This window comes from Pseudomonas sp. NY15463, assembly GCF_048068415.1.
GTDB classification, from domain to species: domain Bacteria; phylum Pseudomonadota; class Gammaproteobacteria; order Pseudomonadales; family Pseudomonadaceae; genus Aquipseudomonas; species Aquipseudomonas mosselii_C.
The window spans coordinates 214,845-239,098 of sequence record NZ_JBLUQD010000006.1 but is presented as its reverse complement, the minus strand read 5'-3'; the positions used below and the strand labels follow the sequence as shown (position 1 = coordinate 239,098).

Here is a 24,254-nt window from a genome sequence, read left to right as displayed (position 1 = left end):
CACTGGCCAGCATCTTTTCGGGAGTATCGGCCATGTGGCAAAGCTATTTGAACGGCATGCTGGTCGCCTTTGGCCTGATCATGGCCATCGGTGCGCAGAACGCCTTCGTCCTGGCGCAGAGCTTGCGCCGCGAGCATCACCTGCCGGTGGCTGCGCTGTGCATTGTCTGCGACGCCATCCTGGTCGCCGCTGGGGTGTTCGGCCTGGCCACGGTGCTGGCGCACAACCCAATGTTGCTGGCGATCGCTCGCTGGGGCGGTGCGGTGTTCCTGATCTGGTACGGGGCCAAGGCGCTACGCAGTGCCTGCTCCAAACAGAGCCTGCAACACCAGCAAGACCAGGGCGCGCGCTCGCGCCGCGCGGTGCTGCTGAGCGCCCTGGCGGTGACCCTGCTCAATCCCCACGTGTACCTGGACACCGTGCTGCTGATCGGCTCGCTCGGCGCTCAGCAGGCTGCGCCTGGCGCCTACGTGGCCGGTGCGGCGAGTGCATCGTTGTTGTGGTTCTCGACCCTGGCACTGGGCGCGGCGTGGTTGGCGCCGTGGCTGGCGCGGCCAACGACCTGGCGGATGCTCGACCTGATGGTGGCGGTGATGATGTTCGCGGTGGCAGCGCAGTTGATCTTTTCTTGAGCGGCAAGTGGCGAGCTTCAAGCTGCAAGCAAAGGCGGGGGCAGCGGACACGCTTCAAACTTGCCGCTTGCAGCTCGCCGCTTGCGACTATTCCCTATAGTTGTTGCGTGGTTATGCGGCAGACCCGGTGCTATGATCGGGCCCTTGCGTCGCAAAGAGTACAAACTCGTCGACGCTTTCATACAGGCCACCCGTGAGGCCTGGCGTACACCGCAAACAGACCTGAATCAGGAGATCCACCATGGCTTTTGAATTGCCGCCGCTGCCGTATGCCCACGATGCCCTGCAGCCGCACATCTCCAAGGAAACCCTGGAGTTCCACCACGACAAGCACCACAACACCTACGTCGTGAACCTGAACAACCTGGTCCCAGGCACCGAATTCGAAGGCAAGACCCTGGAAGAGATCGTCAAGACCTCTTCGGGTGGCATCTTCAACAACGCCGCTCAAGTCTGGAACCACACCTTCTACTGGAACTGCCTGGCACCGAACGCTGGTGGCCAACCGACCGGCGCCCTGGCTGATGCCATCAACGCCGCCTTCGGTTCCTTCGACAAGTTCAAGGAAGAGTTCACCAAGACTTCGGTCGGCACCTTCGGCTCCGGCTGGGGCTGGCTGGTCAAGAAAGCCGACGGCTCCCTGGCACTGGCCAGCACCATTGGCGCCGGCTGCCCGCTGACCAGCGGCGACACCCCGCTGCTGACCTGCGACGTCTGGGAACACGCCTACTACATCGACTACCGCAACCTGCGTCCGAAGTACGTCGAGGCGTTCTGGAACCTGGTCAACTGGGCCTTCGTCGCCGAGCAGTTCGAAGGCAAGACCTTCAAGGCCTGATTTTCGCGCCTTGCAAAGAACCCGGCCTCGGCCGGGTTTTTTTTCGCCACAGATCGGTCATCCGGTGCTTGCTCAGGACGCACAGCGCGCTAACATCAATTGCTTGGAAAGCTGACGCAACGCACTCAAGTCGCATGCTCGTCCAACCGATATAGAGCCAAGGGCAACGTCGTCGACAAGCGAGTTGCCCACCACGGCAATCGGTGGATATTCTGTTGTCAAAGTTGATGGCAAAATAGTGGCATGCGCATGGATTAAGGAAACCCCATTGAAGCTGGAATTTCGCAACAGCTTGTCGGTGAAGTTGCTCAGGGTAGTGCTGCTCTCGGCGCTGGCTGTGGGCGTAGTGCTCAGCTGCGCGCAGATTGTCTACGACGTCTACAAGACCCGCCAGGCCATCAACAACGATGCCCAGCGCATCCTCGACATGTTCCGCGACCCTTCCACCCAGGCGGTGTATAGCCTCGACCGGGAAATGGGCATGCAGGTGATGGAAGGCCTGTTCCAGGACGAATCGGTGCGCATGGCCTCCATTGGCCACCCCAACGAAACCATGCTGGCGGAAAAATCCAGGCCGCTGCAGGACATGTCCATGCGCTGGCTGACCGATCCGATTCTCGGCCAGGAACGCACCTACACCACACAGCTGGTTGGCCGCGGTCCATATAGCGAGTACTACGGCGACCTCAGCATCACACTGGACACCTCCAGCTACGGCGAAGGCTTCCTGATCAATGCAGTGATCATCTTCATTTCCGGCGTGTTGCGCGCCCTGGCCATGGGCCTGGTGCTGTACCTGGTGTACCACTGGCTGCTGACCAAACCGCTGTCGAAGATCATCGAGCACCTCACCCAGATCAACCCCGACCGCCCCAGCCAACACCAGATCCCGCAGCTCAAGGGGCACGAGCGTAATGAGCTGGGGCTGTGGGTCAACACCGCCAACCAGTTGCTGGCCTCGATCGAGCGCAACACGCACCTGCGTCACGAGGCCGAGAACAGCCTGCAACGCATGGCCCAGTACGACTTCCTCACTGGCTTGCCCAACCGTCAGCAGCTGCAGCAACAACTGGACAAGATCCTGGTCGACGGTGGCCGACTGCAACATCGCGTAGCGGTACTGTGCGTCGGGCTGGACGACTTCAAGGGCGTGAACGAGCAGTTCAGCTATCAAGTCGGCGACCAACTGCTACTGGCCCTGGCCGACCGCCTGCGCGCCCACAGTGGGCGCCTGGGTGTCCTGGCACGTCTGGGCGGTGATCAGTTCGCACTGGTACAAGCCAATATCGAGCAACCTTACGAGGCCGCCGAGCTTGCCCAGAGCATCCTCGACGACCTCGAAGCACCCTTCGACCTCGACCATCAGCAGATCCGCCTACGCGCCACCATCGGCATCACCCTGTTCCCCGAGGACGGTGACAGCACCGAGAAGCTGCTGCAAAAGGCCGAGCAGACCATGACCCTGGCCAAGGCGCGCTCGCGCAATCGCTACCAGTTCTATATCGCCAGCGTCGACAGCGAGATGCGTCGTCGCCGGGAGCTGGAAAAGGATCTGCGCGAGGCGCTGCCGCGCAACCAGCTGTATCTGGTGTACCAACCGCAGATCAGCTACCGCGACCACCGCGTAGTGGGCGTCGAGGCTCTGCTGCGTTGGCAGCACCCGGAGCTGGGCATGGTTCCACCGGACCAGTTCATCCCCCTGGCCGAGCAGAATGGCAACATCATCAGCATCGGCGAATGGGTCCTGGACCAGGCCTGTCGCCAACTGCGCGAATGGCACGACCAAGGTTTCAGCGAGCTGCGCATGGCAGTCAACCTGTCCACCGTGCAACTGCACCACAGCGAGTTGCCACGTGTGGTCAACAACCTGCTGCAAGCTTACCGCCTGCCGCCGCGCAGCCTGGAACTGGAAGTGACCGAGACCGGCCTGATGGAAGACATCAGCACCGCAGCCCAGCACTTGCTGAGCCTACGCCGCTCAGGGGCATTGATCGCCATCGACGACTTCGGCACCGGCTACTCCTCGCTGAGCTACCTGAAATCGCTGCCGCTGGACAAGATCAAGATCGACAAAAGCTTTGTCCAGGACCTGCTCGACGATGACGACGATGCCACCATCGTGCGTGCCATCATCCAGCTGGGCAAGAGCCTCGGAATGCAGGTAATCGCCGAAGGTGTCGAGACCAGCGAGCAGGAAAGCTACATCATCGCCCAGGGCTGCCACGAAGGTCAGGGCTACCACTACAGCAAACCGCTGCCGGCACGCGAGCTGACCGCGTTCCTCAAGCAAGCGCAACGCAATCAGGTCTCGGCGTTGTAACGGCGGCCAGCCCATCCCCCGCATCAGGAACGGGCGTTTGCATGAAATGCACGCCCTACCCCTTTACAGCAAATGCAAATCTTTCGCATGATGTGTCGTTTTCGCGTGCCACGGCGCACGGCTCAACCATTGGTCCAACCAACACGACGCAGGAAATCCACAATGATTCGAATGCCTCTGGCCTCCGCCAGTCTGCTGGCCATTGCCATTGCCCTTGCCGGTTGCGGCGAGAAGGACGACAAGGCGAGCGCACCTCAAGCCCAGGCCCCTGCTGCCGCCAGCACCACGGCCGCCGCGCCCGGCGCTGTCGACGAAGCGGCCGGCAAGGCCGTGGTCAAGCATTACGCCGAGATGGTCTACGCCGTGTACAGCGATGCGTTGAGCACCGCCAAGCAGTTGCAGACTGCGGTCGATGCATTCCTCGCCACGCCGAACGAGCAGACCCTCGCGGCCGCCAAGCAAGCCTGGGCCGCAGCCCGCGTTCCGTACCTGCAAAGCGAGGCATTCCGCTTCGGTAACACCATCATCGACGACTGGGAAGGCCAAGTGAACGCCTGGCCACTGGACGAAGGCCTGATCGACTACGTCGACCAGAGCTACGAACACGCCTTGGGCAACCCCGCCGCCAGCGCCAACATCATCGCCAATACCGAGATCCAGGTGGGCGAAGAAAAAGTCGACGTCAAGGACATCACCCCTGAGAAACTGGCCAGCTTGAACGAGCTGGGCGGTTCCGAAGCCAACGTCGCCACCGGCTACCACGCCATCGAATTCCTGCTCTGGGGCCAGGACCTCAACGGCACTGGCCCAGGCGCAGGCGCGCGTCCGGTCTCCGACTACCTGGAAGGCAAAGGTGCCACTGGCGGTCATAACGACCGTCGCCGCGCCTACCTCAAGGCGGTTACCGAGCTGCTGGTCAAGGACCTCGAAGAGATGGTCGGCAACTGGGCGCCGAACGTCGCCGACAACTATCGCGCAACGCTTGAGAACGAGCCGGTCAACGACGGCCTGCGCAAGATGCTGTTCGGCATGGGCAGCCTGTCGCTGGGCGAACTGGCTGGCGAGCGCATGAAGGTTTCGCTGGAAGCCAACTCGCCTGAAGACGAACAGGACTGCTTCAGCGACAACACCCACTACTCGCACTTCTACGATGCCAAGGGCATCCGCAACGTCTACCTGGGCGAGTACACCCGTGTCGACGGCACCAAGATGACCGGCCCGAGCCTGTCTTCGCTGGTGGCCAAGGCCGATCCTGCAACCGACGCTACGCTCAAGGCCGACCTCGAAGCCACCGAAGCCAAGATTCAGGTCATGGTCGATCACGCCCTCAAGGGTGAGCACTACGACCAACTGATCGCCGCCGACAACGCGGCCGGCAACCAGATCGTGCGCGACGCCATCGCATCGCTGGTCAAGCAGACCGGTGCAATCGAGCAAGCCGCTGGCAAGCTGGGGATCGACAACCTGAACCCGGACACCGCCGATCACGAGTTCTGATCGTTGCGGCAGAAAACAGGCGGCCATGGCCGCCTGTTTTTTTAGCTGCAAGCTAGAAGCTAGAGCTGCGACTGGCGCGGGTTTTCTTGAGGCTTGCAGCTTGAAGCTTGCAGCTGTTTTCCCCTCCCCGGCCTGCTAAGCTTGCACGCCGGTTTTTCGCCTACGTCCAGGATTATCGATGTCCTTGCTCCGCCTAAGCCCCCTGCTACTGGCCCTCACCCTCACCGCCTGCGACGACGCGCCGCGCTTCACCCAGGCCGAGCCCGGTGAAGCCCTCTCGGGAGGCAACACAACGGTGCAACGCAACGACCGTGGTGCTTATTCGCTGCCCTCGGCCAACCTTTCGCCCGAACGACGCCTGGATTTTTCGGTGGGCAACAGCTTCTTTCGCAGCCCCTGGGTAATCGCCCCGAGCACCACCACGGCCCGCGACGGCCTCGGCCCGCTGTTCAACACCAACGCCTGCCAGAACTGCCACGTGCGCGACGGACGCGGCCACCCGCCCGCGCCAGACGACAGCAACGCGGTGTCCATGCTGGTGCGCCTGTCGATCCCCGATCAACCCTATCTCGCCGGTGAGATCGAGCGCCTCGGCGTGGTCCCGGAACCGACCTACGGCACCCAGTTACAGGACATGGCGATCCCTGGCGTTGCGCCAGAAGGCAAGGTCCGCGTGCGCTATGACAGCCACACCGTAACCTTCAAAGACGGTCATCAGGTCGAACTGCAACGCCCGACGCTGCACATCACCCAATTAGGCTATGGCCCGATGCACCCGGACACCCGCTTCTCGGCCCGGGTCGCCCCGCCGATGATCGGCCTGGGCCTGCTCGAAGCCATCCCCGAGGCCGACCTGCTGGCCCACGAAGACCCGGACGACCGCAACCGTGACGGTATCCGTGGCCGCGCCAACCGTGTCTGGGACGACGCCCAAGGCAAGACCGTGATCGGCCGCTTCGGCTGGAAAGCCGGCCAGCCCAACGTCAACCAGCAGAACGTACACGCCTTCGCCGGCGACATGGGCCTGACCAGCACGTTGCAACCGAAGGACGACTGCACCCCGGCACAAGTCGATTGTCTGGCAGCGCCCAACGGCGACGGCGTGGATGGCGAAAAGGAAGTCAGCGACAACATCCTGCGCCTGGTCACCTTCTACACCCGCAACCTGGCGGTCCCGGCCCGCCGCGACGTCGACGCCCCGCAGGTCCTGGCCGGCAAGAACCTGTTCTTCCAGGCTGGCTGCCAGGCCTGCCACACCCCCCAGTTCACCACCGCCAAGGACGCCGCCGAGCCAGAACTGGCCGGCCAGGTGATCCGCCCCTACAGCGACCTGTTGCTGCACGACATGGGGCCGGGCCTGAGCGATGAACGCACCGAGTTCGCCGCCAATGGCCAGGACTGGCGCACCCCGCCGCTGTGGGGCATTGGCTTGAGCGAGACCGTCAGCGGCCACAGCCGTTTTCTGCATGACGGCCGTGCCCGCAACCTGCTCGAAGCCGTGCTTTGGCACGGCGGCGAAGCTCAAGCGGCGCGCGACCAGGTACTGACCTTCAACGCCGAGCAGCGCGACGCGCTGCTGGCGTTCCTGAATTCCCTTTAAACCGCACAAGGAGCCGGGCATGTTCCGACCCAAACTGTTGTTCACCAGCCTTGCCGCCCTCGCCCTCGGCGCCTGCTCGCCGCAAGACCCGCAAGCGGTAACCTCTGCGGCGATCGCCAAGCAAGTGATCCTGCCCACTTACAGCCGCTGGGTCGAAGCCGACCGCAACCTGGCCGCCAGTGCATTGGCCTACTGCGAAGGCAAGACCTCGCTGGACACCGCCCGCGCCGACTTCCTCAACGCGCAGAAAGCCTGGGCAGAACTGCAACCGCTGCTGGTCGGCCCGCTGGCCGAAGGCAACCGCGCCTGGCAGGTACAGTTCTGGCCTGACAAGAAGAACCTGGTCGGGCGTCAGGTCGAGCAACTGCTCAACGGCGACAAACCGGTGGACAAGGACTCGCTGGGCAAGGCCAGCGTCGTGGTGCGTGGCCTGTCCGCCTACGAATACATCCTCTTCGACAGCAAGCCTGACGTCGCCACAGCCGAACAAAAAGCCCGCTACTGCCCGCTGCTGGTAGCCATCGCCGAGCATCAGCAAGCCCTGGCCGAGGAAATCCTCAAGAGCTGGAACAGCACCGACGGCATGCTCTCGCAGATGACCAAGTTCCCCAACCAGCGCTACGCCGACTCCCACGAGGCGATCGCCGACCTGCTGCGTGCCCAGGTCACCGCCCTGGACACCCTGAAGAAGAAGCTCGGCGCACCGATGGGCCGCCAAAGCAAAGGCATCGCGCAACCGCTGCAGGCCGAAGCCTGGCGCAGCCATTCCTCGCTCAAGAGCCTGGAGGCCTCGCTCAAGGCCGCCGAAACCGTGTGGCAGGGCGTCGACAACCAGGGCCTGCGCGCCCTGCTGGGCAAAGACCAGGCCGCCCTGGCGCAGAAGATCGACGACGCCTACGCGACCTCGCTCAAGCTGCTGGCCGACAACCAGCAGAGCCTGGGCGAGCTGTTGGCCGACCCAGCCGGCCAGCAGAAACTCAACCAGATCTACGACAGCCTCAACGTCCTCCACCGCCTGCACGAAGGCGAGTTGGCCAAAGCGTTGAACATCCAGCTGGGCTTCAATGCCAACGACGGTGACTGATCATGCTGCGACGCCAGGCCCTCAAACTCGGTAGCGTATTGCTCAGCGCCCTGACCCTAGGCGGCTGGAGCCTGTTTCGCAGCAAAGGCAACCAACCTCTGCTGCTCTCGGCGCGCGATGATGGCAACGGCAAACACTATGCCGTCGGGTTTCGCCTGGACGGCACCGAGGTGTTCAGCACCGAGGTGGCGCAGCGTTGCCACGCGATCATCAACCATCCTGAGCGGCCCATCGCCCTGTTCGTGGCACGCCGACCAGGCACCGAAAGCTACCTGATCGACCTGCGCGACGGGCGCTTGTTGCAGACCCTTGTCTCGCAGCCTGACCGGCACTTCTACGGCCATGCCGTGATCCACAAGGGCGGCGAGTGGCTGTACGCCACCGAGAACGACACCACCGACCCCGGGCGCGGGGTGCTGGGCGTGTACCGTTTCGACGGCGAGCGCCTGGTGCACACCAGCGAAATCCCGACCCACGGCATTGGCCCCCACGAAGTCGCCTGGCTGCCCGACGGCGAAACACTGGTGGTGGCCAACGGCGGCATCCGTACCGAGGCCGAAAGCCGGGTCGAGATGAACCTCGACGCCATGCAGCCGAGCCTGGTGCTGATGCAGCGTGACGGCACATTGCTGAGCAAGGAAACCCTGGCCCAGCAGATGAACAGCGTGCGTCACCTGGCCATAGGCGAGGATGGCACGATTGCCGCCTGCCAGCAGTTCATGGGTGGCGCAGAGGAAACCGCCGAGCTACTGGCGATCAAGCGTCCGGGCGAGCCGTTCAAGGCCTTTCCGGTGCCGGAATACCAGTTGCAGTCGATGGCCCAGTACACCGCCAGCGTCGCCATCCACAGCGACCTGCGCCTGGTCGCACTGACGGCGCCACGTGCCAACCGGTTGTTCATCTGGGACCTGGACAGCGGCGCGGTGAAGCTCGATGCGCCGATGCCTGACTGTGCAGGTGTAGGTGCGGTAAAAGACGGCTTCGTGGTCACCTCCGGCCAGGGGCGCTGCCGCTTCTATGACTGCCGCAAGCCGGCACTGATCGGGCAACCGATGAACCTGCCTTCCGGGTTCTGGGATAACCACCTGCATCTGGTCTGATCGCTCATGCACCTGTAGCGGCCGTGTCGCGGGGTAAGCCCGCGATACGTACGCCGGGTTTCCCTCCCCTTTTCGCAAATCTCGACAATACTTCTCCCATCGCCCATGGGCAGGATGCTCGCGCGCGTACAACCCCACCCTCACCTCGCCTCCAGGGAACCGGACCATGTTGCGCCGCCGCATGCTGATCATGTTGGCCGTCGTCCTGCTGATCGTGCTGATTCTGGGAGGCATCAAAGGCCTCTCCATCTACCGGCAGGTACAGATGTTCTCGCAGCCCAAGCCGCCGGTCAGCGTCGCCGCGGCCCACGCCGAGCTGCGCCAGTGGCAGGAACGCCTGCCAACGGTCGGCAGCCTCAAGGCCTACCAGGGCGTGGAGCTGAGCCTGGAAGTGGCCGGCACCGTCAAGGCGCTCTATTTCGAGTCCGGGCAGCCAGTCAAGGCCGGGCAGTTGCTGCTGCAACTGGACAACGACCAGGAAACCGCACAACTGGCGACCGCCGAGGCCGACCTGGGCCTGGCCAAGGTGGACTTCGGGCGCGGCAGCCAGCTGGTCGGTGACTCGGCCATCTCGCGCGGCGAATTCGACCGCCTCAGCGCACAGTACCGGCGCAATCAGGCCGTGGTCAGTCAACTCAAGGCGACCCTTGCGAAAAAGCGCATCAACGCGCCGTTCAGCGGCACCATCGGCATCCGCCAGGTGGACGTGGGGGCCTACCTGCCCAGCGGTACGGTGCTTGCGACACTGCAAGACCTTTCCAGTCTCTACGTCGACTTCAACGTGCCCGAGCAAGCCCTGCCGCAGCTTGCCTTGGGCCAGCAAGTGCAGGTACAGGTGGCGGCCTATCCGGGCCAGACCTTCCCTGCCAACATCAGCGCGATCAACCCCAAAATCGAGGAAAGCACCCGCAACCTGCTGGTACGCGCGACCCTGGCCAACCCTGATGGCAAGCTTCTGCCGGGCATGTTCGCAAGCCTGCAAGTGCTGCTGCCCGGCCCCAGCCCACAGGTGGTGGTGCCCGAAAATGCCATCACCTACACCCTCTACGGCAATTCGGTGTACGTGATCACATCGAACAAGGACGCCGCGCAAAACGCCGAAGCGCCGCTGATCGCCGAGCAGCGTACGGTGCAGACCGGCGAGCGGCGTGACGGCTGGGTCGTGGTGAGCAAAGGCCTGCATCCGGGCGACCAGGTGGTGACCGCTGGCCAGCTCAAGCTCACCCCGGGCGCCACGGTGCATATCAGCACTGACACAGCCCTCAAGCCCACTGCCTCCGGCACCGACTGAGGGACCCGGCATGGCCTTCACCGACCCGTTCATCCGTCGTCCCGTGCTCGCGTGCGTGGTCAGCCTACTGATCCTGCTACTGGGGCTGCAAGCCTGGAGCAAGTTGCAGATCCGCCAGTACCCGCAGATGGAAAACGCCCTGATCACCGTGACCACCGCCTACCCAGGAGCCAACGCCGAGACCATTCAGGGCTACATCACCCAGCCTCTGCAACAGAGCCTGGCCAGCGCCGACGGTATCGACTACATGACCTCGGTGAGCCGGCAGAACTTCTCGGTCATTTCGATCTACGCCCGCGTGGGCGCCGACAGCGACCGGCTGTTCACCCAATTGCTGGCCAAGGCCAACGAAGTGCGCAACAAGCTGCCACAGGATGCGCAAGACCCGGTGCTGAGCAAGGAAGCAGCCGATGCTTCAGCACTGATGTACGTGAGCTTCTACAGCAGCGAAATGAGCAACCCGCAAATCACCGACTACTTGTCGCGGGTGATCCAGCCCAAGCTTGCGACCCTGCCAGGCATGGCCGAGGCCGAGATCCTCGGCAATCAGGTTTTCGCCATGCGCTTGTGGCTGGACCCGGTGAAACTGGCCGGGTTCGGCCTGTCGGCCGCGGATGTGACCAGCGCGGTCCGCCGCTACAACTTCCTGTCGGCCGCCGGCGAGGTGAAAGGTGAGTATGTCGTCACCAGCGTCAATGCGCGTACCGAGCTTAAGTCCGTCGAAGACTTCGCTGCACTGCCGGTCAAGACTCGCGGTGACAGCCGGGTGCTGCTGGGCGACGTCGCACGCATCGAAATGGGCGCGGAGAACTACGACACCGTCAGCTCCTTCGACGGCACGCCGTCGGTGTACATCGGTATCAAGGCAACACCTGCGGCCAACCCGCTGGAGGTGATCAAGGAGGTGCGGCGGATCATGCCGCAGTTGGAAGAACAACTGCCCTCGACCCTCAAGGTGTCGATCGCCTACGACGCCACGCTGTTCATCCAGGCCTCCATCGACGAAGTGATCAAGACCCTCGGCGAGGCAGTGCTGATCGTTATCGTGGTGGTATTCCTGTTCCTCGGCGCGTTGCGCTCGGTGCTGATCCCGGTGGTGACCATCCCGCTGTCGATGATCGGGGTACTGTTCTTCATGCAGATGATGGGCTATTCGCTCAACCTGCTGACCCTGCTGGCGATGGTGCTGGCCATCGGCCTGGTGGTCGACGACGCCATCGTCGTGGTGGAAAACATCCACCGGCATATCGAAGAAGGCCAGTCGCCGTTCGACGCAGCGCTCGAGGGGGCCCGGGAAATCGCCTTGCCGGTGGTATCGATGACCATCACCCTGGCCGCGGTGTATGCGCCCATCGGCTTTCTGACCGGGCTGACCGGCGCACTGTTCAAGGAGTTCGCCCTGACCCTGGCAGGGGCGGTGATCATCTCCGGTATCGTCGCCCTGACCCTGTCGCCAATGATGTGCGCCCTGCTGCTGCGCCGCGAGCAAAGCGACGGCGGCCTGGCCCAGCGCCTGGACCGCGTGTTCGACCGGCTCAAACAGCGCTACCAGCGTCTGTTGCACGCCACCTTGGACAGCCGCCCGGTAGTGATGGTGCTCGCCGTGCTGATCTTGTGCCTGATCCCGGTGTTGCTGATGTTCACCCGCAACGAGCTTGCCCCGGACGAGGATCAAGGGGTGATTTTCATGATAAGCAGCTCACCGCAGACCGTCAACCTGGACTACCTGAACGCCTACACCGACCAGTTCACGCCGATCTTCAAGCGCTTCCCCGAGTACTACTCGTCGTTCCAGATCAATGGCTTCAACGGGGTGCAGAGTGGCATTGGCGGTTTCCTGCTCAAGCCCTGGAACGAGCGGGAACGCACGCAGATGCAGCTGCTGCCGCTGGTACAGGCCGAGCTTGGGAAAATCGGCGGGTTGCAGATTTTCGGCTTCAACCTGCCGTCGCTGCCGGGCACGGGTGAAGGTTTGCCGTTCCAATTCGTGATCAACACCGCAGGCGATTACCCTGCCCTGCTCGACGTGGCCCAGCGCGTCAAGACGCGCGCCCTGGCTTCGGGCAAGTTCGCCTTTCTGGACATCGACCTGGCCTTCGACAAGCCTGAGGTGATGGTCGATATCGATAGGGCCAAGGCTGCGCAGATGGGGGTTGCGATGGATACCCTGGGGAGCACGCTGGCGACCTTGCTGGGCGAGGCCGAGATCAACCGTTTTACCCTCGAAGGCCGCAGCTACAAGGTGATTGCCCAGGTCGAGCGCCCTTACCGCGCCGAACCCGGTTGGCTGAACCGCTACTACGTGAAGAACGAGCAAGGCCAGCTGCTACCGTTGTCGACCCTGGTCACCCTCACTGATCGTGCCCGGCCGCGCCAGTTGAACCAGTTCCAGCAGTTGAACTCGGCGATCATTCAGGGCTTTCCACTGGTGAGCATGGGCGAGGCCCTGGACACGGTACGCAGCATCGCCCGCGAAGAGGCGCCCGAGGGGTTCTCCATCGATTACGCAGGGACCGCCCGGCAATTCGTGCAGGAGGGCAGCGCGCTATGGGTGACCTTTGGCTTGGCGCTGGCGATGATCTTCCTGGTGCTGGCGGCGCAGTTCGAAAGTTTCCGCGATCCGTTGGTGATCCTGGTGACCGTGCCGCTGTCGATCTGTGGGGCGCTGTTGCCGCTGTTCCTGGGGGTGTCGAGCATGAACATCTATACCCAGGTGGGGCTGGTGACCTTGATTGGGCTGATTACCAAGCATGGAATCCTGATCGTCGAATTCGCCAACCAGCTACGTGAGGAAAAGGGCCTCGGGGCACGTGCAGCTATCGAAGAAGCGGCGGCGATTCGCTTGCGTCCGGTGCTGATGACCACGGCGGCCATGGTGTTCGGCATGGTGCCGTTGATACTGGCCAGTGGCGCCGGGGCGGTGAGCCGGTTCGATATCGGCGTGGTCATTGCCACAGGGATGTCAGTGGGGACGCTGTTTACGCTGTTTGTGTTGCCTTGTGTTTATACGGTTTTGGGGCATCGGGGAGGGGCCGGTTTATAAGGGTTTGTTTTTGGAGATGTATGCACATTTATTGACGATGTCGACTTTTCGGCACCTTTCCGCCCTTACGGCGGGTCCCTTTTTGAAGCATCAAAAAGGAACCAAAAAATGCTCGCTCCATCATCCGGCCCCTGCGCTGCGCTCCGGGGTTCCCTCGCTCCGGCGCCTTTCGGGCCCGCGGGCCTGCGACTTGCTACGCAAGTCTACATCTCGCGCCTTCGGCTACGCCGAAGGGTGCTGCGCACCTGGCCCTACAGACGCCTACACTCGGCCTACTGAAGTCGCAATTGGCGGCGCCTGGACTATTGCGCGCTTAGAAGCAAGAGCAAGAGCAAGAGCAAGAGCAAGAGCAAGGTCTGAAGTTTTGAGCAATTCAGGCTTTGCACAATCCTGTAGGAGCGGGCTTGTCCCGCGAGGCAAGCAACGCGGTGGATGGCCCGGCTACGCCGGTGTTCGCGGCACAAGGCCGCTCCTACAGGTGCAACGCTGGACTCAGGCTTGGCGCAGTCCTGTAACCCAGAGTTCCCACATCTGTAACTAGCGGTTAGCTGCGCAAGCCCAGGCGCCACCCGTAACTTCGCGACTTCAGTAGGCCGAGCGAAGGTGACTGGAGGGCCCAAGGTGCGCAGCACCCTTCGGCGCAGCCGAAGGCGCGAGATGTAGACTTGCGCAGCAAGTCGGAGGCCGCGCGGGCCCGCAAGTCACCGTAGCGAGGGAACCCCGGAGCGAAGCGCAGGGGCCGAATGAATGGAGCGAGGATTTTTTGGTGACTTTTTGATCCTTCAAAAAGTTACCCGCCGTAAGGGCGGAAAGGTGACTCAAAGTCAACTAAGCCAATGAGTGCGCACACAACTTTCAAACCAAACCAAACCAAACCTAGCCTAGCCTAACCAGCCATCACCCAAACGGCCGCAACCCCTGCCGCATCCCAAACAAAAACAACAAGAAATCATGATCAGGCTCGACCCGACTCTGCTCGACCTTGGCCACCCGCGGCAGCGACGCTACCCCGGGCACCTGTGCCTGACTCAACACCATCATTCTCGGCTCTTCCCAAGCCGCAAATGCGAGGGTCGTGACACCAAGCGCCGCGACCAGGAACAAACCTCGAGCGATTTCTAGTTTCATTACTCCAACCCTTTGACAGCGCTGCCAAACGCCCTCTGGTAAAAGTAGAGCAAGGTTTTCCAGTGCGCCTCGTCCAACGACGAGTGGCGACGCAACTGACGCAAATCGTTGTAGGCCGCCCGCTGACAACTGATCCGTCGACGGCACTTTTCCAGGTCCAGCAATGCCACCTCTGCCTGGGCCTGCTCACCCTCACCGATCACTTTCACGAACACGTGCTTGCCGTACAGGCAACCATGTTGCCAATGCCCCAGGTGCATGCGCGCCAGGTTATCCGCCAGATCCTTGAGCATGCGCTCGTGAACCACCGGCGCATAACGCTCGCGGGCCCCTTCGGCGAGCCAGGTTTCCAGGTCGACGAACCCATCGAGGGCTTCGCTGATCAACAGCGCATGCCACTGCTGATCGTCACTGCGCTCGGCGCCCGCGTAAACGATGCGTGGTACACGTACCCCCAATTGCTCGAAGCTGTTCAGCGCATCAAGCTCACGCAGTACCGTCGGCCGCCCGAACGGATGCCTCAGGCTGCGGTAGATATGGCCCACCTGACGCTTGGCATACAGCACTTGGCCGCTGGCGTCGCACAAGCGCTGCACGCCGCTCTCGCCGCCACGTCGCTGATTGGGCTCCTCGACCCATTCACCCTGCTGCTGCCAGTAAAACTCGAACTGCTCGGATCGTCTCTGGGCCACTGCCATCGGTTTCCTTATCCCTTTCGCAATACATAAACTCGCCACATCGCATAGAGCGGCAGAAAGTCCAGGCGCTCCTGAATTCTGAAACCTGCGGATGCGAACTCTTGCTCGACTGTGTGCGCAGGTAACACGAAGCGATTCTGGTAGCTGCCTGGCTCGCTTTTAGCGCTACGGCGCGCCTCCAGCTTACGGCGTCGCCAGGCCTTGAAGTTACCATCGACCCACAGCGACAGTATCACGCTGTCGCGGCTAACCCGTTGAAACTCCGACAAAATTTGCTTGCGGTGCTCTGCTTCGCCGATGTGGTGGAACAAGCGCATGCAGAAAATGCTGTCCACGGCGTTATCGGGCAGATCAATGGCAAAGGCTGAAGTCTGCAAAGGGCGTACCCGCGCGACCACTTCTGGCGGTTGTGCCGCGCAGGCCGTCTCGATCATCGCAGCAGAGTTGTCCGCACCGATGATCACGCGGTTAGGTTTTTCCGCCAGCAGCGGCCAGAAGCGGCCAGCGCCGCAGGGCAGGTCGAGCACTAGACCGGGCTCGCCAGCCAGCGCCAGGGCACGCCGGGCCAGCTGTTCATCACGCTTGTGCGAAAGGCGTCGGGCCAGGCCGTCCTGGTGCTTCAGAAAATACTCCTGAGCATGCTCTTGGTCGTATTTGTCTGAAAATTCAAGTTTGGTGGGGGTGCGCATAGGTATCTCCTGACTCCAGTGCGCACACCTTATTCAGGCAAGCGTTGGAATCAGGTCATGCCGATGTGAAAAAACTGTCATCCGCGCACCTTGAGTTTTACAAAAAACTACGTCAGATCCGAGGCTTGCCTGCCCCCTACGTCGCTGTGCAGCGCAGCGCGGCCTTGGCTCAAATCCACGTGGAACCGGCAGCCATGGGGCAAGGTGGTGGTCAAGGTGACCCGCCAACCCTGGTCGTCGCAGATCCGCTGTACCAATGACAGGCCCAACCCCAAACCCTCGCCACGGCGCTCGTCACCCCGTACAAAAGGCCGGAACATCGCCTCGCGCTGTTCTTCGGGGATGCCAACACCACTGTCCTCGACACTGAAACCGTCACCTTGCAAACTCAGGCGGATATAACCGCTATCGGTGTAATGCGCCGCGTTACGTAACAGGTTGCCCATGACCGACTGCAAGAACGTGGCGTTGTACAACACAGGGCTTGCACCGACCTGGCCATCGTAGTGCAGGGTCAGGCCTTTCTGCTCGATGGTGTCGCGCCACACCCCGGTCAGATCGTCGGCCACCTCGCGCAGGGTCGCCTGAGAGGCCACGGCTCCCTCGTCACGCTGCGCACGGGCCAGCATCAGGAAGGTCTTGACCAGTTCGCGCATCTCCTCGGTCGCCCGCGCGATGCGCTCCACCTGGCTGCGTGAACGGCTATCGAGGTTGGGGTTCTCGATCAGCAGTTCGCAGGAAGTGGCCAAGACCATCAGCGGCGTACGCAGCTCGTGGCTGACATCACTGGTGAACAGACGCTCACGGGTCAAGGCATCGCGCAACCGGCCCAACGTGTCGTCGAACGCCACCGCCAACTGGCCTACCTCGTCCGCCGCGTAGTCCGGCGCCAACGGAGGTGCCAAACCCAGCAACTGGTCGCGGTGGCGTACCTGCCGGGCCAGGCGAATGACCGGTGCCATGACCCGGCGCGCCAACAGCCAACCGAGAATCACCGCCAGCGCTAGGCTGAGCACGAAGCCGACCACGACCACCGCGAACAGCACCCGCTCGCGCTCTTCGAAATCGCTTTGGTCCTGCAACAGCACGTAACGGCGACCGTCGACGATCTCGACCATGGCGTGGTACGAGAGCTGGTCACGGAACACCTCATGGAAGCCCGGATTCAGGTGACGCAGGTCCTTGGGCATTTCGAACTCATCACGCCCGCCACTGAAGTAGAACAACTGGTCCGGTCGCGGACGGTGGCTCCAGTCGCTGACGCTGTCCATGCGTAGCAGACGCTGTAGGTCACCGCCGAGCACCGAGGAAATCAGGCGCTCCTCGACCAGGTGCACCGTGGCGACGATACCGAACGCGAAGGCGCCGGCTACCAGCGCGCTCATCAGCGCGAAAGCGATGATGATGCGCTGGGCAAGGCTTTGCTTAAACTCCATCGCGACCCTCGGCGAGGCGATAGCCAACGCCATGGACCGTATGCAGCAACGGTTTTTCGAACGGCTTGTCGATCACTTGGCGAAGCTGGTGGACGTGGCTGCGCAGGCTGTCGCTGTCAGGGCAGTCGTCGCCCCACAGGGCTTCCTCCAGCACCTCGCGACGCAGCACGTGGGGACTTTTCTGCATCAGGACCGCCAACAGTTTCAGGCCAACCGGGTTGAGCTTGAGCAGGCGGCCCTGACGGGTGACTTCGAGGGTGTCGAGGTCGTAGCTCAGGTCAGCGACCTGCAAGGTACGCCGTCCGCCACCCTGGGCGCGGCGCAGTACCGCCTCGATGCGCGCCGCCAACTCCGACAGCGCGAACGGCTTGAGCAGGTAGTCGTCAGCCCCGGAACGGAAGCCCTGCAGGCGATCGTCGAGTTGGTCGCGGGCGGTGAGCATGATCACTGGCGTGTCGCGCCGGGCATCTTCGCGCAGGCGCTTGCACAGCGTATAGCCATCGATGCCTGGGAGCATGATGTCGAGCACGATCAAGTCGTAGTGTTCGGTGGCAGCCAGGTGCAGGCCCGACAGGCCGTCCTGGGCGCAATCGACGGTGTAGCCTTTCATGCCGAGGTAGTCGGCAAGGTTGGCTAGAATATCGCGGTTGTCTTCAACCAAAAGAATACGCATCGAGGTCTCCTGGGCGTCGCTTCGCGCGGCGCGGCTGGCGGCAGCTTAAGGCCATCGCGCGCACTGTGCCAGTGCTGTGGAAATATCGCCGAAGTTGACAGTTTTTTCACTCATCCTTCACGGACACAGGATAGCGGCCAGACCAAAATGCCCGGTCTTTTTCTGTCCCTTGGAGTCGCCATGCAGGAAACCATCCGCCCTCGCCCGCTCAACCCATGGCTGTACCTGGGCATTCCGATCGCCACCATCCTCGCCTTGATCCTGCTTGAGTCGACCTCGATCGACATGAACATCGCCGACCTGTTCTTCGACCAGCAAGCCGGAGAGTTCATCGGACGCCACAGCTACCTGCTGGAAAACATCCTGCACGACCGGGTCAAGCAAGGTGTGATCGTGTTCGGCCTGCTGGCCGTGGTGGGCTTTATCGCCAGCTTCTTCGTTCAGCGCCTGTATGGCTGGCGTCGCGAACTGGGCTGCCTGGTACTGGCGCTGGGCCTGTCGACCGCATTCGTCACCCCGCTCAAGCAACTGACCCAGGTGCAATGCCCATGGAGCCTGACTCAGTTTGGCGGCAAGGAAACCTACAGCAAGCTGCTCGAACCGCGTCCGCCCACCGACAAGCCCGGCCTGTGCTGGCCAGGCGGCCATGCGGCCACCGGTTTCTGCCTGTTCGCATTGTTCTTCGTGCTGCGTGATCGCAAGCCACGCCTGGCCAAGGCCGCGCTGGGGCTGGCGTTCGTCGCGGGCTCGCTGCTCTCGGTGGGGCGGATGATGCAGGGCGCGCATTTCTTGTCGCACAACATCTGGACGGCGGTGTTCTGTTGGCTGATCGGGCTGGGCTGCTACTACCTGGTGCTGTATCGCCGAGGAATCGCCAAGGTGCCGGTGACCGAGCGCGGCGTGGCCTGAATACCCACGTCCCTGTAGGAGCGGCCTCGCCGGTCCGGCGCCCCGGCGAGGCCGCACCTACAGGGGGACGTGCAGCCACCGCGATTGACGGGTTGGCGCACATGAAAAAGCCCCGGCTATCACTAGCCGGGGCTTTGCTTACAACAGGGGGTAAGGCTGGCTTACATCATGCCGCCCATGCCACCCATGCCGCCCATGTCAGGCATGCCAGCAGCTGGCTTGTCTTCCGGCAGGTCGGCAACCATGGCTTCGGTGGTGATCATCAGACCACCGATCGAGGCAGCGGCTTGCAGCGCCGAACGGGTGACCTTGGCTGGGTCCAGGATACCCATCTCGATCATGTCGCCGTATTCGCCGGTAGCGGCGTTGTAGCCGTAGTTGCCCGAACCTTGCTTGACCTTGTCAGCGACAACGCTTGGCTCGTCGCCGGCGTTGGCAGTGATCTGGCGCAGCGGCGCTTCGACAGCGCGACGCAGCAGAGCGATACCGACGTTCTGGTCTTCGTTGTCGCCTTTGAGGTCAACGATAGCAGCCAGGGAGCGAACCAGGGCAACACCACCGCCAGGCACCACGCCTTCTTCAACGGCTGCACGGGTAGCGTGCAGGGCGTCTTCAACGCGGGCTTTCTTCTCTTTCATCTCGACTTCGGTGCCAGCACCGACCTTGATCACGGCAACACCGCCAGCCAGCTTGGCCAGGCGCTCTTGCAGCTTCTCACGGTCGTAGTCCGAGGAAGTCTCTTCGATCTGGGCACGGATCTGCTTGACGCGTGCTTCGATGTCGGCGTCAACGCCAGCACCGTCGATGATGGTGGTGTTTTCCTTGGACAGGATGACGCGCTTGGCGTTACCCAGGTGCTCCAGGGTGGTGGTTTCCAGGGTCAGGCCGATTTCTTCGGAGATGACCTGGCCGCCGGTCAGGACGGCGATGTCCTGCAGCATGGCCTTGCGGCGATCGCCGAAGCCCGGAGCCTTGACCGCAGCGACCTTGACGATGCCGCGCATGTTATTGACGACCAGGGTAGCCAGGGCTTCGCCTTCGACGTCTTCAGCGACGATCAGCAGCGGACGACCGGCCTTGGCAACAGCTTCCAGCACCGGCAGCAGCTCACGGATGTTGGAGATCTTCTTGTCGACCAGCAGCAGCAGCGGGCCTTCCAGCTCAGCGACCATGGTGTCTGGCTTGTTGACGAAGTACGGCGACAGGTAGCCACGGTCGAACTGCATGCCTTCGACGACGGACAGTTCGTTTTCCAGGCCCGAGCCTTCTTCAACAGTGATCACGCCTTCTTTACCGACTTTTTCCATGGCTTCGGCGATGATTTCACCGATGGAGCTGTCGGAGTTGGCGGAGATGGTGCCGACCTGGGCGATGGCCTTGGAATCGGCGCATGGCTTGGACAGGTTCTTCAGTTCGGCGACGACAGCCGCGGTGGCCTTGTCGATACCGCGCTTGAGGTCCATCGGGTTCATGCCGGCGGCAACGGCCTTGAGGCCTTCGTTGACGATGGCTTGAGCCAGAACGGTGGCGGTGGTGGTGCCGTCACCAGCAGCATCGTTGGCCTTGGAAGCAACTTCCTTGACCAGCTGGGCGCCCATGTTCTCGAAAGCGTCTTTGAGTTCGATCTCTTTGGCGACGGAAACGCCGTCCTTGGTGATGGTCGGTGCGCCGAAGCTCTTGGCCAGAACCACGTTGCGGCCTTTCGGGCCGAGGGTCGCTTTGACGGCGTCAGCCAGTACGTTGACACCAACCAGCATTTTCTTACGAGCGGAATCGCCGAATTTTACGTCTTTAGCAGCCATGATCGTTTAATCCTTGAAAATCTTTGGAGTAACGGGAAGTCGGGGAAATCAGCCTTCGATGACGGCGAGAATCTCGTTCTCGGCCATGACCAGCAGGTCTTCACCATCGACTTTCACGGTGTTGCTGCCCGAGTAAGGGCCGAAAACCACTTTGTCACCCACTTTCACGGCCAGCGCACGTACTTCGCCGTTGTCCAGGATGCGACCGGTGCCGACGGCGACGACTTCACCGCGGTTTGGTTTTTCAGCGGCCGAACCTGGCAGAACGATACCGCCAGCGGTTTTCGATTCTTCTTCGCTGCGACGGATGACGACGCGGTCATGCAGAGGACGAAGCTTCATTGTCGATCTCTCCCAAATTGTGGTTTTCATCGGCCGGTATAGACACCGGCGGGTTGATGCAATCCGGCGTTGCCGGGGGTGGCCCGCGTTGGGCGAACCACCTGAGTCATGTCTGGTGCAACCACCAGAAACCTTGCGGTGACCACTACATGAGGCCGCCTGATTCGATTACAAGGCTTGCTGCAGAAATTTTTTACTCAAGTGGGTGTCCGTGATCCAAAACCCAGACTGCCTGGCGCCCGCCAGCAATCACTGGTCGCGGCGCTCGTACTCGCCTTCGATCACGTTCGGACGCTGAGCGCCCTCGCGCGGCTGGGCCTGGAAGGGATCGTCCTGGAAGGCACGCTGGCGCATCGCTTGCGCCTCGGCACGCTGACGCAGCTTGCCGGCCACCAGGCGGCGGGTGAACGGCAGCAGGCACAACAAGCCCAGTACATCGCTGATAAAGCCCGGCACCACCAGCAGGCCGCCACCGACAGCCAACATCAGCCCTTGGAACATGTCCTCGGCAGGCAGCTCGCCACGTTGCAGGCTTTCACGCGCCCGCAGGGCCGTCGCCAGGCCGGCAAAACGCATCACCAGCACGCCCAGGGCGGAACCGGCGATGATCAGCAACAGCGCCGGGAAGAAACCGATCGCCCCTGCAACCTTGACGAAGACGAACAGCTCGAGCACAGGGAAAATCAGAAACAGCAATAGAAAGGCACGCATCAAGAATTCCTCGACGGAAGAGAATCTTCCTGTAAGACCTTCACATGGATGCGTCGTCCTGGGTTTTCAACCCTCGGTCGTCGCCGCAACCGGCCACTGTTGCGCGCGGGCCAACAAGACCAAGGCTTCGCGGACTTGTGTCGGCGTATTGCACGTTTCCGGGAAGGCCAGCCAGTAAACGGCCTGGCCGATGCGCAGGTGCATGCCTTCGCTGTCGATGCCGACCAGTTCGGCCGGCGCCGTGCGCGGCAGGCCGGTGAGTTCGACGTAGTGAGCGATGGCATTGGCATGGTCGCTGTTCATGTGCTCGACCATGCTGGCCTCAGCCTTGCCGGCGAAGGGGTTGGCCAGTGTGACCTGGTCGAGCCAGTGGATTGCGCCAAAGCCACCGATATAACGGTGGCGCACCGGCTGTAGTACCCAGAAATCGAAGTCGTGGGCCTTGTGGTAGTTGGCCGACTCAGGGAAATACCGGTAGTAACGTGCGGCAGCCGCTTCGATGGCGGCGTCCTCGGTCAGCTTGTGGGCTTCGGCCATCACGGTCAGGCGCCCCACCGCCTGAACGTCCTCGGCCTCACGCTCGCCGACCAGCAGCGAACACTTGGGGTCTTTGAGCAGGTTATGGGTGTGCTGGGCGATGCGGCTGATGAGGATCAGCGGATGGCCTTCAGCATCCAGGCAGTACGGGACCACCGAGCCGAACGGAAAACCAGGCATGGACTTGGAATGCGTCGACAGCACCCCGCGGTACTCCTTGAGCAGCAGTTCCCGGGCAGGGCGAAGGGCGTTGATACTCACGGCAAGAACCTCGAACAAGAATCAGTTGCAAGCTATAAGCTACAAGCTGCAAGAAAAAGCAAGGGCTGCGGCCCTGCAACCACCGTGCTTTTTCTTGCAGCTTGCGACTTGCAGCTCGCAGCTGCCCTTACCAGGTAACGCCGAAGCCTGCGGTGTAGCGCGTCTTGCTCAGGTCGCTGTCGTCAGTGCCCTTGATCAGGTCTTTCTCGGCCTTGAGGTTGAGCGACGCCCACTCGGTCACCTTGTAGCGCAGGCCCATTTCCGCATCCAGGGTGTAGTCGGCGACACCGCCAAATGGCTTGCCCACCTCACCGGTAGTGAAGAACTCGACACGCTTGCCGATCAGGTAACGGTTGTAATCCCACTTCAAAGACGCGGCATAGAAGTTGTCCTTGTCACCGTCGCGATATTCGAAGTCGCTGCGGTTGATCAGCGAACTCAAGGAAAATGCGCCCAACTCGTCATCCCAGAACTGGTAGCCAGGACCGGTACCGACAGTGCGTTGGCGGGCTAGGTCTTCGATCTGATCGCGCTTGTACTCCGCCCTTCCCTGCCAGAACCACTGCTCGGTAATGAAGCGGTCCAGCGCGTACTCGGCGCTCCAGTTGTTGGTGGTGGTGACATCGTCCTTGCTCTCGCGGTTGTATTCGCCTTCGGCGTTATGCCGCCAGCGCCCGTGACGCGCGGTGGTCTTGAAGCTGACGTCGTAGTCGTCGGTGTCGTTCTCGGCGCGTTTGTAGTCCATGGCCACATCGACGTTGCCCTTCCACATCAGGTCCTCGACGACCGGACGCGGCTTCATGATCTGCTGGATACTGGCCAGTTCCACGGTTTTGGGGGCCTCGCCATTGGCCAGGGTGACCTTGCCGGGCTCGGCGGCCTTGAGCGACTTGGCCTTCTCGCCGCTGTAGGCGTCCTGCTTGACCAGCAACTCCTGATCGCTTTCCAGGGTCTGCACCTGCTTCCAGTCCAGTGCGATCGAGCCGCCATACGGCGTCTGCAACACCAGCTTGCCGCCATCGAAGACCGTGATCGTGCCGGTCAGACGGTCGCCGTTCTTCATCCAGACGGTGTCGGCGAAAGCTGGGGTGCACAGGGAGGCAGCGATGAGGCACAGCAGGGTTCTGGAAGGCATAGGCGCACTACGGGTTCGATTCGGCGAAAAAAGCGGGCATTATTCGAATGCCCGGGCACTGAACATGCACAGACCCGGCCCTACCCGATGAGTTCCATTCCCATTCACTGCCACCGCCTGTCCGGTTTCATCCGCAGGCCAGGAATCGCGCCGATGCCAGCCCTCACGTCTGCGCCCACGGACAATGCCCAAGCCCGACGGATGGCACTGTATAGCGTTTTGGGCCAAGTCCCCGCAGGTAAAGTGGTCAGCTATGGCCAACTCGCCGAACTGGCAGGCCTGGGCCGCGCGGCACGCTGGGTTGGGCGAACCCTGGGGCAACTGCCAGGCGACACACGCCTGCCCTGGCACCGGGTACTGGGCGCTGGTGGGCGGCTGAGCCTGGCCGCAGGCACCCCGTCCGGCGACGAACAGCGTGCCAGGCTGCGCGCCGAAGGCGTGAATGTGTCCAATAATCGTGTGGATATAGCACGCCATGGCTGGCGTCCAATGGAGCACAGCGGTTAGAGTGCGCGCTTTGTTTTCGAA

21 protein-coding genes are annotated in these 24,254 nt (G+C 62.3%); 11 read left to right on the top strand and 10 right to left on the bottom strand.

What is annotated here, in order from left to right; all coding sequences use genetic code 11:
- Window positions 1–32: 32 nt before the first annotated feature.
- The 9 genes from ACNFIC_RS16975 (at window position 33) to ACNFIC_RS16935 (ending at window position 13,405) form a co-directional block, all read left to right on the top strand.
- Window positions 33–632: a LysE/ArgO family amino acid transporter gene (locus tag ACNFIC_RS16975; protein WP_416781479.1), complete on the top strand. Its 600-nt coding sequence runs from the start codon at window positions 33–35 to the stop codon at window positions 630–632.
- Between the two features lie 241 nt (window positions 633–873).
- Window positions 874–1,470 (top strand): superoxide dismutase, encoded by a 597-nt coding sequence (locus ACNFIC_RS16970; protein WP_012274023.1) that lies wholly within the window; start codon window positions 874–876, stop codon window positions 1,468–1,470.
- A gap of 268 nt (window positions 1,471–1,738) precedes the next feature.
- Window positions 1,739–3,790 (top strand): putative bifunctional diguanylate cyclase/phosphodiesterase, encoded by a 2,052-nt coding sequence (locus ACNFIC_RS16965; protein ID WP_138219943.1) that lies wholly within the window; start codon window positions 1,739–1,741, stop codon window positions 3,788–3,790.
- A gap of 162 nt (window positions 3,791–3,952) precedes the next feature.
- Window positions 3,953–5,287, top strand: coding sequence for an imelysin family protein (locus ACNFIC_RS16960; protein WP_138219942.1), 1,335 nt, complete (start codon window positions 3,953–3,955; stop codon window positions 5,285–5,287).
- Between the two features lie 178 nt (window positions 5,288–5,465).
- A complete protein-coding gene (locus ACNFIC_RS16955) occupies window positions 5,466–6,887 on the top strand; it encodes a di-heme oxidoredictase family protein (RefSeq protein WP_416781478.1) in 1,422 nt (473 codons plus the stop codon).
- A gap of 19 nt (window positions 6,888–6,906) precedes the next feature.
- Entirely contained in the window at window positions 6,907–7,971 is a 1,065-nt protein-coding gene (locus tag ACNFIC_RS16950) for an imelysin family protein (RefSeq protein ID WP_138219940.1), read from the top strand.
- 2 nt (window positions 7,972–7,973) lie between these two features.
- Window positions 7,974–9,071 carry a DUF1513 domain-containing protein gene (locus tag ACNFIC_RS16945; protein ID WP_416781477.1) on the top strand — a complete coding sequence of 366 codons (1,098 nt, stop codon included), beginning with the start codon at window positions 7,974–7,976 and terminating at the stop codon, window positions 9,069–9,071.
- A gap of 166 nt (window positions 9,072–9,237) precedes the next feature.
- A complete protein-coding gene (locus ACNFIC_RS16940; protein ID WP_416781476.1) occupies window positions 9,238–10,362 on the top strand; it encodes an efflux RND transporter periplasmic adaptor subunit in 1,125 nt (374 codons plus the stop codon).
- A gap of 10 nt (window positions 10,363–10,372) precedes the next feature.
- A complete protein-coding gene (locus tag ACNFIC_RS16935) occupies window positions 10,373–13,405 on the top strand; it encodes a multidrug efflux RND transporter permease subunit (RefSeq protein ID WP_416781475.1) in 3,033 nt (1,010 codons plus the stop codon).
- 897 nt (window positions 13,406–14,302) lie between these two features.
- Here the strand turns inward: ACNFIC_RS16935 and ACNFIC_RS16930 are convergent.
- From ACNFIC_RS16930 to colR, 5 genes are all read right to left on the bottom strand, one after another.
- The gene (locus ACNFIC_RS16930; protein WP_138219936.1) at window positions 14,303–14,533 is read right to left on the bottom strand and encodes a hypothetical protein; all 231 of its coding nucleotides are present in this window, start codon (window positions 14,531–14,533) and stop codon (window positions 14,303–14,305) included.
- Window positions 14,533–15,231 carry a lipopolysaccharide kinase InaA family protein gene (locus ACNFIC_RS16925; RefSeq protein WP_138219935.1) on the bottom strand — a complete coding sequence of 233 codons (699 nt, stop codon included), beginning with the start codon at window positions 15,229–15,231 and terminating at the stop codon, window positions 14,533–14,535. The genes ACNFIC_RS16930 and ACNFIC_RS16925 overlap by 1 nt, the downstream gene beginning before the upstream one ends.
- An 8-nt stretch (window positions 15,232–15,239) precedes the next feature.
- Window positions 15,240–15,920 carry a class I SAM-dependent methyltransferase gene (locus tag ACNFIC_RS16920; protein ID WP_138219934.1) on the bottom strand — a complete coding sequence of 227 codons (681 nt, stop codon included), beginning with the start codon at window positions 15,918–15,920 and terminating at the stop codon, window positions 15,240–15,242.
- Window positions 15,921–16,027: 107 nt separating this feature from the next.
- The gene (locus tag ACNFIC_RS16915; protein ID WP_138219933.1) at window positions 16,028–17,356 is read right to left on the bottom strand and encodes a sensor histidine kinase; all 1,329 of its coding nucleotides are present in this window, start codon (window positions 17,354–17,356) and stop codon (window positions 16,028–16,030) included.
- Window positions 17,346–18,029, bottom strand: a complete 684-nt coding sequence (colR, locus tag ACNFIC_RS16910) for a two-component system response regulator ColR (RefSeq protein WP_003255215.1) — start codon at window positions 18,027–18,029, stop codon at window positions 17,346–17,348. Before colR ends, ACNFIC_RS16915 begins: the two co-directional genes overlap by 11 nt.
- A 180-nt stretch (window positions 18,030–18,209) precedes the next feature.
- Here colR and ACNFIC_RS16905 point away from each other — a divergent pair, with 180 nt between their 5' ends.
- A complete protein-coding gene (locus ACNFIC_RS16905) occupies window positions 18,210–18,938 on the top strand; it encodes a phosphatase PAP2 family protein (RefSeq protein WP_138219932.1) in 729 nt (242 codons plus the stop codon).
- A 161-nt stretch (window positions 18,939–19,099) separates the two neighbouring features.
- Here ACNFIC_RS16905 and groL read toward each other — a convergent pair whose 3' ends face one another.
- The 5 genes from groL to ACNFIC_RS16880 form a co-directional block, all read right to left on the bottom strand.
- Complete coding sequence (gene groL / locus ACNFIC_RS16900; RefSeq protein WP_138219931.1) at window positions 19,100–20,740, bottom strand: chaperonin GroEL; 1,641 nt, start codon at window positions 20,738–20,740, stop codon at window positions 19,100–19,102.
- Between the two features lie 48 nt (window positions 20,741–20,788).
- On the bottom strand, window positions 20,789–21,082 hold the full coding sequence (locus tag ACNFIC_RS16895) for a co-chaperone GroES (protein WP_003260750.1): 294 nt from the start codon (window positions 21,080–21,082) through the stop codon (window positions 20,789–20,791).
- 249 nt (window positions 21,083–21,331) lie between these two features.
- The gene (locus ACNFIC_RS16890) at window positions 21,332–21,793 is read right to left on the bottom strand and encodes an FxsA family protein (protein ID WP_138219930.1); all 462 of its coding nucleotides are present in this window, start codon (window positions 21,791–21,793) and stop codon (window positions 21,332–21,334) included.
- 66 nt (window positions 21,794–21,859) lie between these two features.
- Entirely contained in the window at window positions 21,860–22,591 is a 732-nt protein-coding gene (locus ACNFIC_RS16885; RefSeq protein WP_138219929.1) for a HugZ family protein, read from the bottom strand.
- Window positions 22,592–22,718: 127 nt separating this feature from the next.
- The gene (locus tag ACNFIC_RS16880; RefSeq protein ID WP_138219928.1) at window positions 22,719–23,726 is read right to left on the bottom strand and encodes a DUF481 domain-containing protein; all 1,008 of its coding nucleotides are present in this window, start codon (window positions 23,724–23,726) and stop codon (window positions 22,719–22,721) included.
- 153 nt (window positions 23,727–23,879) lie between these two features.
- Between ACNFIC_RS16880 and ACNFIC_RS16875 the strand changes: the two genes are divergently transcribed.
- Window positions 23,880–24,233 (top strand): MGMT family protein, encoded by a 354-nt coding sequence (locus ACNFIC_RS16875; protein ID WP_138219927.1) that lies wholly within the window; start codon window positions 23,880–23,882, stop codon window positions 24,231–24,233.
- The last annotated feature ends 21 nt before the right edge of the window (window positions 24,234–24,254 follow it).

Excerpts from the sequence above, each read along its gene's own strand:
- ACNFIC_RS16960 (WP_138219942.1), top strand. The coding sequence starts at position 3,953 with ATGATTCGAATGCCTCTGGCCTCCGCCAGTCTGCTGGCCATTGCCATT.
- ACNFIC_RS16930 (WP_138219936.1), bottom strand. The coding sequence starts at position 14,533 with ATGAAACTAGAAATCGCTCGAGGTTTGTTCCTGGTCGCGGCGCTTGGT.
- ACNFIC_RS16890 (WP_138219930.1), bottom strand. The coding sequence starts at position 21,793 with ATGCGTGCCTTTCTATTGCTGTTTCTGATTTTCCCTGTGCTCGAGCTG.
- ACNFIC_RS16950 (WP_138219940.1), top strand. The coding sequence starts at position 6,907 with ATGTTCCGACCCAAACTGTTGTTCACCAGCCTTGCCGCCCTCGCCCTC.
- ACNFIC_RS16940 (WP_416781476.1), top strand. The coding sequence starts at position 9,238 with ATGTTGCGCCGCCGCATGCTGATCATGTTGGCCGTCGTCCTGCTGATC.
- groL (WP_138219931.1), bottom strand. The coding sequence starts at position 20,740 with ATGGCTGCTAAAGACGTAAAATTCGGCGATTCCGCTCGTAAGAAAATG.
- ACNFIC_RS16895 (WP_003260750.1), bottom strand. The coding sequence starts at position 21,082 with ATGAAGCTTCGTCCTCTGCATGACCGCGTCGTCATCCGTCGCAGCGAA.
- ACNFIC_RS16955 (WP_416781478.1), top strand. The coding sequence starts at position 5,466 with ATGTCCTTGCTCCGCCTAAGCCCCCTGCTACTGGCCCTCACCCTCACC.
- colR (WP_003255215.1), bottom strand. The coding sequence starts at position 18,029 with ATGCGTATTCTTTTGGTTGAAGACAACCGCGATATTCTAGCCAACCTT.
- ACNFIC_RS16920 (WP_138219934.1), bottom strand. The coding sequence starts at position 15,920 with ATGCGCACCCCCACCAAACTTGAATTTTCAGACAAATACGACCAAGAG.
- ACNFIC_RS16905 (WP_138219932.1), top strand. The coding sequence starts at position 18,210 with ATGCAGGAAACCATCCGCCCTCGCCCGCTCAACCCATGGCTGTACCTG.
- ACNFIC_RS16975 (WP_416781479.1), top strand. The coding sequence starts at position 33 with ATGTGGCAAAGCTATTTGAACGGCATGCTGGTCGCCTTTGGCCTGATC.
- ACNFIC_RS16915 (WP_138219933.1), bottom strand. The coding sequence starts at position 17,356 with ATGGAGTTTAAGCAAAGCCTTGCCCAGCGCATCATCATCGCTTTCGCG.
- ACNFIC_RS16925 (WP_138219935.1), bottom strand. The coding sequence starts at position 15,231 with ATGGCAGTGGCCCAGAGACGATCCGAGCAGTTCGAGTTTTACTGGCAG.
- ACNFIC_RS16875 (WP_138219927.1), top strand. The coding sequence starts at position 23,880 with ATGCCAGCCCTCACGTCTGCGCCCACGGACAATGCCCAAGCCCGACGG.
- ACNFIC_RS16970 (WP_012274023.1), top strand. The coding sequence starts at position 874 with ATGGCTTTTGAATTGCCGCCGCTGCCGTATGCCCACGATGCCCTGCAG.
- ACNFIC_RS16935 (WP_416781475.1), top strand. The coding sequence starts at position 10,373 with ATGGCCTTCACCGACCCGTTCATCCGTCGTCCCGTGCTCGCGTGCGTG.
- ACNFIC_RS16880 (WP_138219928.1), bottom strand. The coding sequence starts at position 23,726 with ATGCCTTCCAGAACCCTGCTGTGCCTCATCGCTGCCTCCCTGTGCACC.
- ACNFIC_RS16945 (WP_416781477.1), top strand. The coding sequence starts at position 7,974 with ATGCTGCGACGCCAGGCCCTCAAACTCGGTAGCGTATTGCTCAGCGCC.